Source organism: Hymenobacter sp. M1-2 (assembly GCF_057808495.1).
Window position 1 is genome coordinate 25,925 of sequence record NZ_JBTYZO010000027.1, and the last position, 16,185, is coordinate 42,109.

Annotated in this window: 13 protein-coding genes; 9 read left to right on the forward strand and 4 right to left on the reverse strand. The window is 57.0% G+C overall.

All coding sequences use genetic code 11. The features are described from left to right. Positions 1 to 65: 65 nt before the first annotated feature. Positions 66 to 1,487: a cytochrome P450 gene (locus ACYSMN_RS21550; protein WP_488925988.1), complete on the forward strand. Its 1,422-nt coding sequence runs from the start codon at positions 66 to 68 to the stop codon at positions 1,485 to 1,487. Between the two features lie 136 nt (positions 1,488 to 1,623). On the opposite strand, the gene ACYSMN_RS21555 is transcribed toward ACYSMN_RS21550, so the two are convergent. Beyond that, positions 1,624 to 2,943, reverse strand: coding sequence for a TlpA disulfide reductase family protein (locus tag ACYSMN_RS21555; protein WP_488925989.1), 1,320 nt, complete (start codon positions 2,941 to 2,943; stop codon positions 1,624 to 1,626). 267 nt (positions 2,944 to 3,210) lie between these two features. Between ACYSMN_RS21555 and ACYSMN_RS21560 the strand changes: the two genes are divergently transcribed. Together ACYSMN_RS21560 and ACYSMN_RS21565 are read left to right on the forward strand one after the other, a co-directional pair. Next, positions 3,211 to 5,505: an aconitate hydratase gene (locus ACYSMN_RS21560; protein ID WP_488925990.1), complete on the forward strand. Its 2,295-nt coding sequence runs from the start codon at positions 3,211 to 3,213 to the stop codon at positions 5,503 to 5,505. 138 nt (positions 5,506 to 5,643) lie between these two features. Beyond that, positions 5,644 to 6,123, forward strand: coding sequence for a hypothetical protein (locus ACYSMN_RS21565; protein ID WP_488925991.1), 480 nt, complete (start codon positions 5,644 to 5,646; stop codon positions 6,121 to 6,123). A gap of 45 nt (positions 6,124 to 6,168) precedes the next feature. Here the strand turns inward: ACYSMN_RS21565 and ACYSMN_RS21570 are convergent, their stop codons facing one another. Beyond that, positions 6,169 to 6,585, reverse strand: a complete 417-nt coding sequence (locus ACYSMN_RS21570) for a cupin domain-containing protein (protein ID WP_488925992.1) — start codon at positions 6,583 to 6,585, stop codon at positions 6,169 to 6,171. Positions 6,586 to 6,967: 382 nt separating this feature from the next. Here ACYSMN_RS21570 and ACYSMN_RS21575 point away from each other — a divergent pair, with 382 nt between their 5' ends. From ACYSMN_RS21575 to ACYSMN_RS21595, 5 genes are all read left to right on the forward strand, one after another. Next, positions 6,968 to 7,636 (forward strand): membrane-associated protein, encoded by a 669-nt coding sequence (locus tag ACYSMN_RS21575; RefSeq protein WP_488925993.1) that lies wholly within the window; start codon positions 6,968 to 6,970, stop codon positions 7,634 to 7,636. Positions 7,637 to 7,840: 204 nt separating this feature from the next. Beyond that, positions 7,841 to 9,844: a TonB-dependent receptor gene (locus ACYSMN_RS21580; protein WP_488925994.1), complete on the forward strand. Its 2,004-nt coding sequence runs from the start codon at positions 7,841 to 7,843 to the stop codon at positions 9,842 to 9,844. A 317-nt stretch (positions 9,845 to 10,161) separates the two neighbouring features. Beyond that, the gene (locus tag ACYSMN_RS21585) at positions 10,162 to 10,683 is read left to right on the forward strand and encodes an AAA family ATPase (RefSeq protein WP_488925995.1); all 522 of its coding nucleotides are present in this window, start codon (positions 10,162 to 10,164) and stop codon (positions 10,681 to 10,683) included. A 122-nt stretch (positions 10,684 to 10,805) separates the two neighbouring features. Then, positions 10,806 to 11,333 (forward strand): exosortase K, encoded by a 528-nt coding sequence (gene xrtK, locus ACYSMN_RS21590; RefSeq protein WP_488925996.1) that lies wholly within the window; start codon positions 10,806 to 10,808, stop codon positions 11,331 to 11,333. Beyond that, positions 11,317 to 14,208 carry an MSEP-CTERM sorting domain-containing protein gene (locus tag ACYSMN_RS21595; protein ID WP_488925997.1) on the forward strand — a complete coding sequence of 964 codons (2,892 nt, stop codon included), beginning with the start codon at positions 11,317 to 11,319 and terminating at the stop codon, positions 14,206 to 14,208. The genes xrtK and ACYSMN_RS21595 overlap by 17 nt, the downstream gene beginning before the upstream one ends. Here ACYSMN_RS21595 and ACYSMN_RS21600 read toward each other — a convergent pair. Continuing rightward, complete coding sequence (locus ACYSMN_RS21600) at positions 14,198 to 14,608, reverse strand: hypothetical protein (RefSeq protein WP_488925998.1); 411 nt, start codon at positions 14,606 to 14,608, stop codon at positions 14,198 to 14,200. The two genes, ACYSMN_RS21595 and ACYSMN_RS21600, sit on opposite strands and share 11 nt — an antisense overlap. A gap of 223 nt (positions 14,609 to 14,831) precedes the next feature. Between ACYSMN_RS21600 and ACYSMN_RS21605 the strand changes: the two genes are divergently transcribed. Further along, positions 14,832 to 15,518, forward strand: coding sequence for a TIGR02117 family protein (locus tag ACYSMN_RS21605; protein ID WP_488925999.1), 687 nt, complete (start codon positions 14,832 to 14,834; stop codon positions 15,516 to 15,518). Between the two features lie 235 nt (positions 15,519 to 15,753). Here the strand turns inward: ACYSMN_RS21605 and ACYSMN_RS21610 are convergent, their stop codons facing one another. Further along, entirely contained in the window at positions 15,754 to 16,002 is a 249-nt protein-coding gene (locus tag ACYSMN_RS21610) for a hypothetical protein (RefSeq protein WP_488926000.1), read from the reverse strand. Positions 16,003 to 16,185: the final 183 nt, after the last annotated feature.

The following is a 16,185-nucleotide window of genomic DNA, read 5'->3' on the forward strand; positions in this document are numbered from 1 at the left end:
CCGCGCTACAGCGTGTGAGAGTGGAGCTTACTTTTAGGCACAGTAGTACCAATACATTCTTTTTCATGGCTGATTCTTCCGTCTCCGCACCCACGCGTTTGCCCCAGGTGCCGCGCTGGCAATCGGTGCTCCGCTCCGTGGCGTTGGCCCAGGACCCGCTGCCCGTTCTCGACACCACGTTGGCCCGTTTCGGCGACACGGTGCAGCTGTATGTGGGGGGCGTGCAGAAGTCCATTCTCACGCAGGACCCAGGCCTAATTCAGCACATTCTGCAAAAGAATCACCGCAACTACGCCAAATCGAAGTTCACTCAGGACTTTGCGCGCTACATAGGCCGGGGCCTGCTCACCAACGAAGGCGCCGATTGGCTGCGGCAGCGGCGGCTCATTCAGCCCGGTTTTCACCGGCAACGGGTGGCAGGCCTCACCGGGCTGATGCAGGAAATCATAACCGAAACGTTAGCTCCTCTAACGGCGCAAGCCGCCGCTAACGGAGGCGTTGTCACGATAGCTATCCATGAGCTAATGACCCAGCTCACGTTTCGCATCATTGCGCGGTCGGTGTTTAGCACCGCGTTTGCGACGGCCGAGCTAGACCGCGTGGCAGCGTTGATAACCGAGATCCAGGCGTTTTACGTGCGCACTATTCGCCAGCCGTACTTGACCCCGTGGTTCCGCCTCCGAGGGCAGTTCCGCTACCACGACCACCTCACGGCCGAGTTGCGCACGCTCTTGGGCACCTACATTGCCGAGCGCCGCCGCGCAAACGAAACTCCCGGAGCCCCCGCGCCACCCGATGACCTGCTGCAAATGCTGCTCGACGTGCGCTACGAAGACACCGGCGAGCCCATGACCACCGAACGGGTGCTCGACGAAGCGCTGATTCTGCTCATTGCCGGCCACGAAACCAGCGCCAATGCCCTCACCTGGCTGCTATACCTACTGGCCCAGCACCCAGCGGAAGCCGCGGCTATTCGGGCTGAAACCGCCGCGGTGCTAGCCGCCCGCCAAGCTGATCCAAGCCTTGGAGCGTCCTTTGCTTTCGAGGAACTACCACGCCTGGGCCACGCGCTGCAAGCTGTGCAAGAAGCCATGCGCCTCTATCCACCGGCCTGGATGATGGACCGAGTAGCCCTCGCCGACGATGAATATGATGGATTACCCATCCCGAAAGGCACGTTGTTTTCGCTCTATATTTACGGTTTGCACCGCACCCCCAACCATTGGGAAAAGCCTCACGAATTCCTGCCGACGCGTTTCGCACCCGGAAATGGACCCCGGACGCCAGCCGCCTACGTCCCGTTTGGCGGGGGGCCGCGTCTGTGCATCGGGATGCAGTTTGCCCTCACCGAAATGCAGCTCGTTACGCTGGAACTACTACGCCACTTCGAGGTGGAACTGGTAGTCGGACAGCCGCCAGTGCCCACGCAGCCGCTCATCACCCTACGCCCGAAAGGCGACTTTCAACTCCGTTTGCGTCTGCGCTAGAGTGTACAGTAAAGCCCAGAAGTCAAGGCATAAACCGATCTTCATCAACAAAATGCCTTGCACCGAGCGAAACCAACAAAAGCGGCTCCTCATCTGAAATGAGGAGCCGCTTTTGTTGGGCCAACTGTGGTCAAGATTACTCTTTCAGCAGCTGGTTTATAGTTTGGTTGAATTCGGCTACTTCTTGCTGATAATACTTGCCCGTGCCGGGGCCGGAGTAGCCGGTATGAATCTTACGCACTTCGCCTTTTCGGTCGAGGAAGATGGTGGTGGGGAAGGCCAACACCTGCGCCAGCTGCGGCAACGATTTGCTGGCCGAATCCTTGTTGGCTACGCCTGCCACGGCCAGGTCGTAGGTTATGTTCATGCGCTGCTTCATCTTGAGCAGCTTCTGCGCGGCCAGCTTTTGGTCAGATGTACGCTCGTAGCCTAGCCCAATGATTTCGACGCCACGCAACTTGTTCTTCTCGTACCAAGGCACCAGAAAGTTGGTTTCGTCCATGCAATTGGGGCACCACGAGCCGAGTATCTGTACCACCACTATTTTGCCCTTGTACTTGGGGTCGGAGGGGGAAATGCTGCCGCCTTCGTAGATGCTCGGGAACTTGAAGTCGAGGCGTTTCTGGCCGGGCTTCATTCCGGTGAGGGCGTTGGCATCGGGCAGTTTGGCGTTCGGGTCGGGCTTGCCCGTCCAGGTTTCGTGGCCGCTTTTGCCACTGTAGAAGTCGCCGTTGAGGGTGACGGAATTTGTGTCGGTGGCGCGAGTAGCCGTGAACAGGAAGCCGTGGCTCCCATCGAAAGTCGACAACTTGAGCGTGTTGCCATTCACCTGCCCAGCCAAGTAGCGGTAGTCGCCGGTAGATGTTAGGAAAGTGCCCGTAACGTCGTGGCCGGTTTGTTTGAAGATGCCCACGGCCGGGTATGGTTTGCCATCGTCGCCCTTGAACGTGACGCTCCACGTGCCGTTGAACGAGAGAGGATTAGAGGCGGAGGAAACAGGAAACAGCGTCTTCTCTCCCCGGGTGGCCGTAAACGGCACCCGGTACGGCTCCTTGCCATCATACTTCACCCAGGCACCTTTCATCTTGTTGGCGCCATTGGCCCGCACTACCAACGCGGCATCAAACACGCCCAGGCGGATGGTGGTAGAGTCGCCGGCCGACGTGATTTCGTCGAGCGTGAGGCGTTCCTCGCCATTGCGCAACGTGACGGTAGGCTTTTGATTATTGTCAGCGGTGCTTACGTCGAACAGAAACGGGATTTCCTGGCCTTGGGCCGAGAGCACGCCATGCCAGGGGCCGGGCTTGAGGCCGGGCGGCAGGCCGCTGGCATCGGCTTCGGGTAGTAGGTCGCGGCTGCTGGTTTCAGAAGAAGTGGAATTGGACTGGCAGGCTACCGCGGCCAGCGCGAGTCCGGCTCCGGCTATGACCTTGCGAAACGAGAAGGCAGCGGGCATAGAAAAAAAGTTAGAAGTTGAGTCGGCCCTAAACTACGGACCGAGCGAGTTGGTTTGATAACTAAGGCTGCGAAGGTAGCGCACAGCTTCTGCTTCCCGTATAGGCCGTACTTCAGGGTGCGCAAAACAATGGTTGTGGTTTAAAAGAGCCCGTACGCTAGCCTCGCGCCACATCCGCACAAATTTTGGGTAGGGCCCCACCCGCTACCTATATTTGCGTACCTGTCTTCCATAGGCACGTTCTCTCCACTTTTTCCCTTTCGCATTATGGCGTTTGACTTAGAAATGATCAAGGCCGTGTACGCTGGCATGGGCTCTCGCATTGAAGCCGCCCGTACCGCCGTTGGCCGCCCGCTCACCCTGACGGAAAAAATCCTGTACGCTCACCTGTACGGCGGCTCTGTTTCGCGGGCATTTGAGCGGGGCGTTTCCTACGTCGACTTCGCGCCCGACCGTGTGGCTATGCAAGATGCCACAGCTCAGATGGCGTTGCTCCAGTTTATGCAGGCTGGCAAAGCCAAGGTAGCCGTACCCAGCACCGTGCACTGCGACCACCTTATTCAAGCTAAAGAAGGCGCCGACCAGGATTTGGCCATTGCTAACTCCGAAAACAAGGAAGTGTACGACTTCCTAGCTTCGGTTTCCAATAAATACGGCATCGGCTTCTGGAAGCCCGGCGCCGGTATCATTCACCAAGTGGTGCTCGAAAACTATGCCTTCCCCGGCGGCATGATGATTGGCACCGACTCCCATACTCCCAATGCGGGCGGGTTGGGTATGATTGCCATTGGCGTGGGCGGTGCCGACGCCGTGGACGTAATGTCGGGCATGGCCTGGGAACTGAAGTTCCCGAAAGTCATTGGCGTGAAGCTGACCGGCAAGCTTTCTGGCTGGACGGCACCCAAAGACGTAATTCTGAAAGTAGCTGGCATCCTGACCGTGAAAGGCGGCACCGGCGCCATCGTGGAATACTTCGGCGAAGGTGCTGAAAGCCTCTCGTGCACCGGTAAGGCCACGATTTGCAACATGGGCGCCGAAATTGGCGCTACCACGTCGGTGTTCAGCTACGACGACAAGATGGGTGAGTACCTACGCGGTACCGAGCGGGCCGAAATAGCTAACCTAGCCGATGGCGTCCGTCAATACCTGCGCGCCGACGAGGAAGTGTACGCTGACCCCGAGGCATTCTACGACCAGCTTATCGAAATCAACCTTTCGGAGCTGGAGCCGCACGTAAACGGCCCCTTCACGCCGGACGCGGCCTGGCCGATTTCGCAGTTTGCCGCCGCCGTGCGCGAGCATGGCTGGCCCGAGAAGCTGGAAGTAGGCTTAATTGGCTCCTGCACCAACTCCAGCTACGAGGACATTACCCGCGCTGCATCCATTGCCGAGCAGGCTGTACAGAAGGGCCTGACCGTGAATGCCGAATTCACCGTGACGCCCGGCTCGGAGCTGGTGCGCTACACTGTGGAGCGCGACGGTTTGCTCGACACGTTTGCCCAGATGGGCGGCGTGGTGCTGGCCAACGCCTGCGGGCCGTGCATCGGACAGTGGGCCCGCCACACCGACGACCCCAAGCGCAAGAACTCCATCATCACGAGCTTCAACCGCAACTTCGCCAAGCGCAACGACGGCAACCCGAACACGCACGCCTTCGTGGCCTCGCCCGAAATCGTGACGGCCTTCGCCATTGCTGGTGACCTAACCTTCAACCCGCTCACCGACACGCTGACCACCAAAAACGGCCAGCAAGTGAAGCTCGATGAGCCGCACGGCCTCGAAACGCCGCCGCAGGGCTACGCCGTAGAAGATGCCGGCTACCAAGCTCCCGCCGCCGAAGGCTCGGGCGTGCAAGTACTAGTGGACCCCGCCTCCGACCGTCTGCAACTGCTCGACCCATTCCGGCCGTGGGAAGGCGTAGATCTGAAAGGCTTGCGGCTGCTCATCAAGGCCCAGGGCAAGTGCACCACCGACCATATTTCGATGGCCGGCCCGTGGCTGAAGTACCGTGGCCACCTCGACAATATCTCCAACAACATGCTCATCGGGGCCACCAATGCCTTCAATGGCGAGGCCAACTCGGTGAAGGATGCCCTCACGCAAGGCACGCCGTACTCGCCAGTGCCCGCCGTGGCCCGCAACTACAAAGCGCAGGGCGTAGGCTCGGTGGTGGTAGGCGATGAAAACTACGGCGAAGGTTCTTCGCGCGAGCACGCGGCTATGGAGCCCCGCCATTTGGGCGTGCGCGCCATCTTGGTGAAGAGCTTCGCTCGTATCCACGAAACCAACCTCAAGAAGCAAGGCATGCTGGCTCTCACCTTCGCCAACAAGGCCGACTACGACTTGATTGAGGAAGATGATACCATCGACATCCTCGGCCTCACGGAGTTTGCGCCCGGCAAACCGCTGCAAGTGCGCCTGCACCACGCCGACGGCGACACGGACCTCATCACCGTAAACCACACGTACAACGAAGGCCAGATCGAGTGGTTCAAAGCCGGCTCGGCCCTAAACCTGATTCGGTTGAAAGAGTCCGGTGAGGCTCAGCTTTCGCAGAGATAATTCAGTATCATTCAGACCTAAGAAAGCCGCTTCCTAACCAGGAAGCGGCTTTTTTATGGAGTTAAGGTCGCAAATGCAACCCGGCAATGCTCTGCAGGCTCTGGTAGATATTGAAGACTCCTCTCTACTTTCTTCCCTATGAAAAAGCTCTTCACTTTTGCCGGCTCAGTGGTAATAATGAATCTGATGAGCGGTTGTGTCACCACGTGCATTGATTCGGAAGATCCTTGCGTGGAGCCTGCGTTGCTCGTCAAAAGCCTAGAAGGTGAATACGGTTGCCCCGACACCAGGCGTCAGCTTGATATTAGGCTCTCAGAAACTCATACTATCATTCGGTCCCAAGCAGATTTCAATAGGCTGGTGACTGGCAATTGCCAACCGCAGATCGACTTCACCACCTACGACCTATTAATTGGGAAAAAGGGGCTGCCCAGTGGAAATTCGGGTATCACGTACACTTTGCAGCGAGACTGCCAAACCAAGCAGTCCTCGCTGCGAGTCGTGTTCCAGCAAAATGCCACTGCCGAAGCGCCCAATGTCACTTACCACGCCCTAGTGCCCAAGCTGGCGCCAAGTGAGGATGTGAAAGTGGAAATTGAGGTGAAGAACTGGCAATAGAAAGTGCGCAAAAGCACCGGCCACATTCCCTGGCACGGTTGCTACTTATAATACCTCCAACTCCCGGCGCGTCCGCTCACTCTCGGCAGCGTTGCCGGTGTTGAGGGTGGAGGTGGGCTCTATCATCATAATCCAAGTTTCTGCTTCGGTGTGGGGGCGGTGCTCGGTGCCGCGCGGTACGAGCAGCAACTCACCCGGCTCCACCGTTACGGTTCGGTCCCGAAAATCCATCAGTAACCGGCCCTGCACCACCACGAACAACTCGTCTTCGTCGGCGTGGCTGTGCCATACAAACTCCCCATTGATTTTGGCGATTTTGATATGCTGCCCGTTCATTTCCCCGATGATACGCGGGTTCCAATAGTCATCGAACAAAGCAAACTTCTCGGACAGTTTGATGGGGGCGGGTGTCATGGGTATGGGGTTGAGGAAGTAGGCGTAGTTGCTACGTAAGTAAAGCAATTTGCTTTAAATATTGACCGTAGTAACAACTTATCCAGGAATGAGTACCGGCCGTTTCTCAACGGCCGGCTCTTTGTTGATGGAAGTACCGATGCCACCTGAACGGAGAGCGGTGCGTGACGCGGAGCAGTCATTAGGGCGTGTATCGAGGAGCACTTAAAGATGAAAATTGCAGAATTCTAGTCTTTAAAATCAAAGTCATAAAGTCTAATTACAAGTTTAGAAAACCCCTTATTTAAGGGTTTAAGGCATATTTTATCTTTTTATAGAAAGTCCTTGAGTTACTCTTTTCGCTGGGGGAGCCGGCGTGAGAGTGCTATACTTGCTGACGAGTACGCCAGCTCGGTCGTCCGACTTTCTCTTTTCCTTACTTATCATACGCATGATTAGCTCCCGTCCGCTCCTGCCACTTGGGTTGAAAATTCTATTCACTGCTTTTCTTGCCGTGATGGTGCCCGTCTACTGGTACAACTACGGACCCAGTAACTTCCTCTATTTCTGTGACATCTCGCTGCTACTCTGCCTCATCAGCCTTTGGACAGAGCGCGCTTTACCCGCGTCAATGGCCGCAGTGGGTATTCTGCTTCCGCAACTGCTGTGGTGCGCCGATTTCGTGGGCGAATTGCTCGGTGTCCGCCTCGTGGGCATGACCTCGTACATGTTCGATGCCAACCGCTCGCTCTTCCTGCGCGGACTATCGTTTTTCCACGGCTGGCTGCCTTTCCTCCTCGTGTTTCTGGTGAAGCGCCTCGGCTACGACCGCCGCGCCTTGTGGGCCTGGACTGGCGTGGCCTGGGGTCTGTGCCTGATAGCGTACTTCCTGCTGCCGCCCGCCGGTGCCGTGATGCCCGACCCCAAGATTCCCGTGAACATCAACTACGTGTTTGGCTTTGATGATGCCAAGCCGCAAACCTGGATGCCCGGCCCCATCTACCTCGTGGTCTGGATGTTGACATTGCTGATCGTAGCCTACATCCCGACGCACCTGCTGCTGCGTAAATGGAGCAAGACCGCGCCACAGCCCGCAGCAGAGAAGCTAACATTGGCGTAGTCTTCGCGCCATGAAGGGCCAGCCAACGAGGCACCGCCAGGGAGGAAATAGAAACGAATTAGCGCGAAGCCAGTTGACATCTACTCTCCCCGCAAGTACTATTCTAGGTTGATAGCCTGAATCGTGGTTGCTAAAGCCTGTTCGAAGCTCTTCAATAACTTACCTTCGCGCTGCCGTGCTTCACGGCAATAGGTAGTCAATTCAATGAACTCAAGAGCTTGGGGCGCAACGGCGCTTTTATTCCCCGCGGCCATTGCGCAAGCGCAAACAGCTGCGCCTTCGCCCGATACTACGCGTCGCGCCTTGCCCGAAGTGCTGATAACCTATCAAGCTGAAAGACTGACGCCCGTTACGTTTCAGAACCTCAACGGCGCGGCCCTTCAAGCTCGCAGTGTAGGCCAGGAGCCATCGTTTCTGCTAACGGAGCTGACGCCCGCCGTTACGGCCTACTCCGATGCTGGCTCTACGCAAGGCTACGCCTATTTCCGGCTGCGTGGTATCGACCAAACCCGCATCAATATCACGCTGGATGGCATGCCGCTGAATGAGCCCGAAGACCAAGGCGCGTATTTCTCCAACTACCCCGACTTGTTCAATTCCGTTAGCCGCGTGCAGGTGCAGCGCGGGGTGGGCACCAGCCAGAACGGCACGGCTAGCTACGGCGGCAGCGTGCAGCTGTTTTCGCCCTCACTGCTGGATTCGGCTCGCACCACCGTTGGCGGCGGGTATGGGTCATTTAACAGTTACCGGTTGTTTGGCGAGTATGCTAGCGGCGTGCAGGCTGGGAAGTCGCTCTACGTGCGGGCCTCGCAGCTGCATTCTGATGGATACAAGAACCGCTCGGCCAATACCTCGCGCTCCGTGTTTGTGAGTGGCGGGCTGCTACACGATAAAACCAGCTGGAAGCTGAACGTACTGGCTGGGCAGCAGCGCAACGAGTTGGCCTGGCTCGGGGTGCCCGACTCCGTGCTGGCCGAAAACCGCCGGGCCAATGCCAACGGGCCCGAAAACGACAAGTTCACGCAAGGTTTGGTGCAACTGCAAAACACCTGGCAGCCTAGCGCCCAATCGACAATCAGTACCAGCGTGTACGGCTCTTTTCTGCGCGGCGGCTACGATTTTGACCTCAACAACTTCCTTGGCTTGCCCTCAACGCCGGAGCTGTACCGTTACGACTTTCGGTCCGGCTACTTGGGCGCGTATAGCACCTACACGCGCCGCACCCAGCGCCTTACCTGGACCAGCGGTGCGCAAGCCAGCACCTACTACCGGCGCCACCTCGGCAGCGAAAAAGCCTTGGGCGAGCTGTACCGCAACACCGGCCGCAAGCAAGACGCCAGCGCCTTCAGCAAGCTGGAATACCAACTGCGCCGCCTCACGCTATTTGCCGATGCCCAGCTGCGCACCACCACGTTCGACTACGAAGGCAGCGTACCGTTCAGCGCCATCAACTGGCAGTTTTTCAACCCCAAAGCCGGCCTGAGCTTCGCCGCTACCAACAACACGACGCTCTACTACAGCATCGGGAAGACCAGCCGCGAACCTACTCGCAACGACCTATTTGGCGGCAATGACGACCTGCTGCCCAACGACCAAGGCCAGCCGCTGTTAGCCAGCCAAACACCCGAGTCGGTAGTGGACCAGGAGCTGGGTATACGCCACCAGGCTGAGCGCCTGCAACTCGACCTGAACGCGTACTACATGGATTTCAAAAACGAAATTGTGTTGGACGGCAATTTCGGGCCAAATGGGCTGGCGCTGACCAACAAGGTGGAAAGCAGCCTGCGTGCCGGGTTGGAGGCGTCTGTGCGGTATGAGCTTTCTTCGCGGCTCTCGCTCACCAACAATTCCGCTTTCAATTATAGCCGCATTCGGGAACAGCAGGAAGAGTTTAAACCCATCCTCACGCCGGCGCTGATCCTCAACCAAGAGGTTGCTTACCAAGCTGGCCGCTGGCTGTTGGCCGTAGTTGGGCGCTACCAAAGCCGCTCTTTTATCGATTTTGCCAACTCGGCCACCGTGGGCAAGTACGCGCTGCTGAATGCGCGTGTACAGTACGCCTACCGCGGCTGGCAGATTTCGCTGTTCGGCAACAACCTCGGCAACACCAAGTATTTCAACCACGGGTACGTGGAAGCCGATGGCACCCGCAAATACTTCGCCCAGGCCCCGCTCAACACCTACCTCGACGTGCAATACAGTTTCTAACGTGGCGCGGACTTCAGCCCGCAGGCCCTACACCGGCGCCAGATGCAAAGCCAGATCATGTTTGTTCTGGGTTCAGTGGAAACGACTCTTACCGCGCTTACCTGTGTGGTGTACAGTTACAGTCTGAACAGGCTTGATTCCGCCGCCCGCCTAGTCGAAGCATGCTGCTGTTGCTGTGGCCTCGTTCTGCCTACCTCGTTTTGGCACGAGAGCCGGCAGCTAGTAGACCAACCCGAAAACAGCTCCGTAAGCCGAGTTGTGGAGCCGGTATCGGCTGCGGACTGAAGTCCGCGCCACATATGCTTTGCCGTAGCCTTATGACATCTTTCTCTACTCGCAAAGTCGTCTTGCTCGGTACTGAATCGACGGGTAAAACTACCCTGACGCAGCAGCTCGCCGCGCACTTCCGGGCGCCGTACGTACTGGAAGCCGGCCGTGACTTGATAGCCGATTCCACTGATTTCAGTCGCGCCGATCTGTTGGCCGTGGCCACGGAACACGCCCGCCGTATTGCACGGGCGTTGGAAAGCGCCGGGCCGCTGCTGTTCATCGATACCGATGTGCACATCACGCAATCGTACGCGCAGTTTGCCTGGGGCGAGCTGCTGACGTTGCCTGCTGAGATATACACTCTAAATCAAGCGGACTTGTATCTCTACCTCGCCGCTGATGTACCCTTCGTGCAGGACGGCACCCGGATGCCCGTTTCGGAGCGCCAGCAGCTGGACCATTCGCACCGCCAGACACTGAGGCAATTCAACGTTGCCTTCATCGAGATAAGCGGTTCCTGGGCGCATCGTTTTGAGCAGGCTGTAGGCTTGGTTGAGCAGCTAGGGTAACGGATTATAATTGATTCATAAACTGATAAAGCAGGTATCAAAACTTTATTTCCCTTATACTTTAAAACACAAAGTACTTTGGTATAAGTTTGCTGTACCAGAGCACATGCCTGGCTCATCCCATGATTTCCACTTCTCGCTGGCTGCATTATGCTATGGCAATAGCGGCCTTTATGGCGGCCAAACTACTTTATGCCCAAGCGGCTACCGCCGATGTGCGGTTCCTGCTGGCGCCAACTAATGCATTGGTGGAGCTCATGCTTAGTTCCACTTCCGTCTTCGATCCAGCCCGCGGCTACGTGCACCCCGGTCTGGGCATTGTCATTGATAAATCGTGCGCCGGAGGGACCTTCTGGCTGCTGAGTTGGCTACTCCTTACTGCAACCTACTTGCACAAGCACGGCCAGCAACCGGTGCTGGCGGCGTTGGCCTTGGTAGTCATCAGCTTTGGGCTCACATTGGTGGTCAATGCCTCACGCATAATGGGAGCAGTGACGCTAAGCCGAGCACTGCCAATGGGTGTGCCGCAGCCGGGGTGGCTGCACGAGGCGCAGGGGGCATTGATGTATCTGTTTTTTCTGGTTGCCAGCCACTTCGTGTTGTTGTTTTTTCTCGCCAAAAATTCCATCATCCGTGCGCACTCTGCTTAATCCGAAATGGCTGTGGCTACTGAATACGCTGCCGCTGCTGATACTACTGGCGTTGCTCAGCGCTGCTTATAACGTCATCCATACTCTGCTGTCCGCTGAAAGCCAGGAGCTCTGGCAATGGTTTGGTGGAGTGCTAGTGGTGCTAGGAGGCGTGCACGCCGGCTATGCTACCTGGCAATGGCGTCGCCGGGCCACGCTTCCAGCAGGGTATGCCGTGCTGACGCTGCTGGCATACATTACGTTTCTGTATGTCTACGGCTGTTTTCTGCCCGACCTGTTGCCATTCAACGTCCCTCAGTGGATGCTGGCAGACGACTTGCCTCTTTACGTTGGCACCTTTCTCATGCCCACGCTGGCCCACGCCACTGCGGTGCTAGTCTTGTGCCTTACGCCCGAAGAAAAGGAACACAGCCCACTGTCTAGTCTTGGCGCTGCGCTGTCGGTGCCGGTGGCTTGGTACGTATTTTCGCAACTCCTGATGCCACTATGGCAAATTGGCAACAGCAAAGTGGGAGGGCACGTGCTGGTCGTGGTGATTATTGCTGGTACGCTGGTATTTCTATTTTTTCTGGCCCGTGGAGTTTACATTCTGGCCTCACGGCGGGCAGGGGCGTGGGTACGGTATCAATGGGCCTGGAAACTGTTGATTGCGGGTGTGTTACCGCTTCTGGGCCTAGCTATCAATAATGAAGAATCACGCAGCAGTCTCGATTTATGGAGACTAGGCACAGGTAATGTTTTCGGCGACTTCAATGGGCCGTGGTGGTACGGGCTGGCCGTACTGAATGCAGTGCTGCTGTGTCTGCCAACGCCAGCAAAGCCTCTGGTGCGGTTGGCACTGTACTTTGGGCGTGGCATCACGCTCTCGTATACCCTGTACTTTTTCCTCGTATTTCTACCGTTTCTACCAATTTCCGTAGTGGCCGTGGCAGCCATAGGCGTGGGTTTTCTGCTCTTGACCCCGCTGGTGCTGTTCATTGTGCATGTTCGCGAGCTGGCCCAGGATTATGCCGCGCTACGCGAGGTTTTTTCGGGCCGGGTGCTGGGCCTAGGGTTAGCTGCCGCTGCGGCCATCCTACCACTCGGCATTACAGTGGATTATTACCGCCATCGTGCGGTGCTGCACAGCGCCCTCGACTACGTATACGCCCCTGATTATGCTCGTTCTTACCGCCCGCTTGATGCCGAGGTGCTTGCTCACACATTGGCTGTAATCCGCCAGCATAAAGAGAGACAGGGGGCTTCGTTTATGGGCGCCCATACACCCTATTTGTCGTCTTACTTCAACTGGCTGGTACTCGACAATCTTACCTTATCGGAAGGGAAAATAGCAATGTTGGAGCAGGTGTTTCTGGGTTCCGCACCGTCCCGCTCCGCTACCGACACACCAAGCGACTTTCTTGCCGAGCCAGCCAACAACCAACTCAAACTCACGCAGCTGGCTGCTCGCAGCCGCTACGATGCGCGCCAACGGGCCTGGGTAAGCTGGCTGGATCTTACCATCACAAACACCAATTGCAATTCTGGCAGTAGTCCCGCGGAATATGCCACCTCCTTTGAACTTCCAGCCGGCTGTTTTATCAGCGACTATTATCTCGACATCAACGGCCGCCGGGAGCCGGGCATCCTAGCTGAGAAAAGAGCAGCGGCTTGGGTGTACGCACAGATTCGCAACGAAAGACGTGACCCTGGCTTGCTCCAGTACCAAAGCGGCAACCGAGTGGCGTTGCGCGTGTTTCCGTTTACGGCCGGTGAAGTACGACGCACCGGCATCCAACTGCTGCACAAAGAGCCGTTGCGCTTCAGCATCGACAGCCAGACCGTGGCGCTGGGCCAGACTACCACACCAACCGCAGCAGTGGCAGTGTCAACTACGTTGTCTGACAACGGCGTGAGATACCTGACCGCCGCCGAAAAAGCCACGTTGCCCGTGGTGCATCGCCGGCCCTATTATCACTTTGTACTAGATATGTCGGCAGGGAAAGCTCAGCACCAGATCCGTTACAAGCGTCAGATGGATGCGCTGATAACTCGTCTAAGGTTATCGGGGGACGATATTCGGGTGAGCTTGGCGGGCACTTACGTTACTACACTGCCTGCTATCAGCCGGGAAAGCGAGGCCCATCCGGCCGCTAGTCGCTACGAAGGCGGCTTCTACCTGGACCGCGTCATTCGGCAAATTCTTGTGCAAGCCGCTGAGAAGCCCCAGAACCGGTATCCCGTTATCGTAGTTGTATCTTCTGATTTTCAGCAGGCCATTCTACCCGACAATTTTGCCGACTTACGCCACGCCTATCCCGAAAGTGACACATTTTATGAGCTAGCCGAAGGCGGACAGTTGGTGCCGCACTCGCTGAAAACCAACCCCGCGTCTAGCACTGGACCCGCCTTGACGACGCCCGTAACGGCGGCCTCCGTCGTGGCTTGGCCTAACGCGCAGCGGCCCGTTGCCTATCTGCCTGCCAACGGCCAACCCGACCTCGTGCTGACCGCTGCGCGCCCGGCTGTGGCTGAAGCAGCCATTCGGCAGCGCGACTGGCAATCTGGCTTGCTGCTACAGGGCTTATGGCGCGCCCGGCTGCACCACCCCGAAACCACCGACTCCGTGGAACGAAGCCTTGTTCACTACAGCTTCCGCTCCGCCATTCTTACCCCACTCACAGCGTATTTAGCGCTCGAAAACGAGGCCCAGAAGGCCGCTTTGCGCCGTAAGCAAGAGCAGATGCTACATGGCCATACTGCTCTGGACGCGGGCGAAGATGAGCGGCGCATGTCGGAGCCCAGGGACTGGGTGCTACTGCTGGCTGCCGGCGCCGCGCTAGGAATTCGGCGGCTACGGCAGCGAAATAACCGACAGGAAGAACTTACGCTGTAGCAGCTTGCTCAGCTTGGCTCTCGCGGGGCTTCTGCACGAGGTAATAATAAAGCAGAATCAAGAGGCCGGTCAAGAAGGGAATTAGAGCCAAATGCTTGCCGGTAAGGCTACCCCAAATTCGCGCCGTATCGAAGCCGAAGAACTCGCTAATCATCCAGTACGAGTTGGCCGAAATCCAGAACACAATGGCCAAGTTGTGCGCCAACTCGGCCTTGATGTCGCGGGTGCGCCAGGTAATGATAATGGCGATGATGAGCGTGGGGAAAATCATGCTCACTCCCAGCGGGCGCCAAATCATGCACCAACCAACATCCTTGAGCAGCCAGAAAAGGATGTGCATGTTTTCCATCCGCCGGTAGGGGGCCGGAATGCTGTACGTGGAGTCGTTGGGCTGAGACATAACAAAGGCGAGTTGCTCAAATATAGAACCTAGAGCAGTTTTCAGGTTCGCGCGAGTGTCATTCCGAATGGAGCGAGAAATCTGGCGGGCTCACCTAAGCGGAACCCAGACTTCTCGCCTCACTCAGACTGACACCCATTTTTCCAAGTAGGAACTGCCGTAAGCGGCTTTTTGCGCGAGTATCCGTATTATGGCCAAAACTCAGCTGTGGCCTTCTTCATTCATGCCCAAAACCATCAAGAAAATAGCTAAAGGAGCCGCTTACGTAGGTGGCAGCATTGTGGGCGCGGTGGCGCTGTATATGGTGGTGGCCGTCGGCTTATCGGTGGTGCCGGTGGGCAAGCGCGGCCAACCCACCGCTGATGCAGTGGAAGTATACGTGCTTTCCAACGGCGTTCACACCGACCTGGTAGTGCCCGTGCGCAACGCGCAAATAGATTGGACTCAACAGATTCGCTACGCCGATACGCCCGCCGCCGACTCGTCGATGCAGTTTGTGGGTTTTGGCTGGGGCGACAAAGGCTTTTACCTCGATACGCCTACCTGGGCCGAGCTAAAGGCCAGTACCGCGTTTCGGGCTATGTTTTGGTTGGGCGAGTCGGCCATGCACGTCACCTTCCACCACCGGCCCACCGAAAGCGCCAACTGCGTCCGTATCTACTTGTCGCCGGCCCAGTACAGCTTATTGACTGATTTCATCCGCGACAGTTTCGACTACGATGCACAGAGCCGCGTGCTGCACATTCAGGGCCACAGTTACGGGCAATATGACGCGTTTTACGAGGCCAAGCGCACCTATAACTTATTCTACACCTGCAACAGCTGGGCCAACGAAGGACTGAAAGCCGCCGGCCAACGAGCCGCTTTCTGGACGCCTTTCGACGCGGGTATTTTCTGGCATTACAAATAGAGCAGCAAACCTTGTGCTGCATAGAGCCTGCACAAACTTGCGCTCAGACACTGTCATCAAAAACGCCCATCAACTCTAGCTAAGACGACGAAGCGCGGGCAGAGGAGGTAGGCAAGAAGGGCAGGAGCGCAGTAGAGCGAGTAGCTTCAACTGGCTTGCAGCCAGCAAAAAGAAGCCCGGCTGCTTCTGCGTGGCGCGACAGAAACAGCCGGGAAGAACGGTGGAGGAAAACAGCCTAATTGAGCCACACCTCGGCCACCGTCTCGAAGCGGTGGCGGGCGAAGGCCCCGTACGGACGCTCAGCATAGAAGCCTAAGACGTGCACCTGGGGCTCGCCGGTACGGGCGTTGCGGCGTAGCTGAACGGGATACACACGGCCGGCTTCGGGCCAGTCGCCCACGTGGTCGGCGGGGCGGCGCGAAGCGTCTACGCAGCGGGCATATTGCTGCACGGGAGGCGGAACGGGGAGCTTTACTTTCGACATATCCAAAGATAAGGATATTTCCTGTTTTCCAAAAATATTAGTGATAGAATTTTGACCTATGAATGGCCATATAGCGGTTTTAATGAGTTTTTAATGAAGATATATAGCATGTATATAGAAAGTAGTTTCACAGTGGTAACAAAGAATGTCACAAGGTTTTGCTAAAAAAATTAGTTCATAATG

Coding starts and splice junctions, on each gene's coding strand:
- ACYSMN_RS21580 (WP_488925994.1), top strand. CDS start 7,841: ATGAACTCAAGAGCTTGGGGCGCAACGGCGCTTTTATTCCCCGCGGCC.
- ACYSMN_RS21585 (WP_488925995.1), top strand. CDS start 10,162: ATGACATCTTTCTCTACTCGCAAAGTCGTCTTGCTCGGTACTGAATCG.
- ACYSMN_RS21560 (WP_488925990.1), top strand. CDS start 3,211: ATGGCGTTTGACTTAGAAATGATCAAGGCCGTGTACGCTGGCATGGGC.
- ACYSMN_RS21610 (WP_488926000.1), bottom strand. CDS start 16,002: ATGTCGAAAGTAAAGCTCCCCGTTCCGCCTCCCGTGCAGCAATATGCC.
- ACYSMN_RS21605 (WP_488925999.1), top strand. CDS start 14,832: ATGCCCAAAACCATCAAGAAAATAGCTAAAGGAGCCGCTTACGTAGGT.
- ACYSMN_RS21575 (WP_488925993.1), top strand. CDS start 6,968: ATGATTAGCTCCCGTCCGCTCCTGCCACTTGGGTTGAAAATTCTATTC.
- ACYSMN_RS21600 (WP_488925998.1), bottom strand. CDS start 14,608: ATGTCTCAGCCCAACGACTCCACGTACAGCATTCCGGCCCCCTACCGG.
- ACYSMN_RS21555 (WP_488925989.1), bottom strand. CDS start 2,943: ATGCCCGCTGCCTTCTCGTTTCGCAAGGTCATAGCCGGAGCCGGACTC.
- ACYSMN_RS21565 (WP_488925991.1), top strand. CDS start 5,644: ATGAAAAAGCTCTTCACTTTTGCCGGCTCAGTGGTAATAATGAATCTG.
- xrtK (WP_488925996.1), top strand. CDS start 10,806: ATGATTTCCACTTCTCGCTGGCTGCATTATGCTATGGCAATAGCGGCC.
- ACYSMN_RS21550 (WP_488925988.1), top strand. CDS start 66: ATGGCTGATTCTTCCGTCTCCGCACCCACGCGTTTGCCCCAGGTGCCG.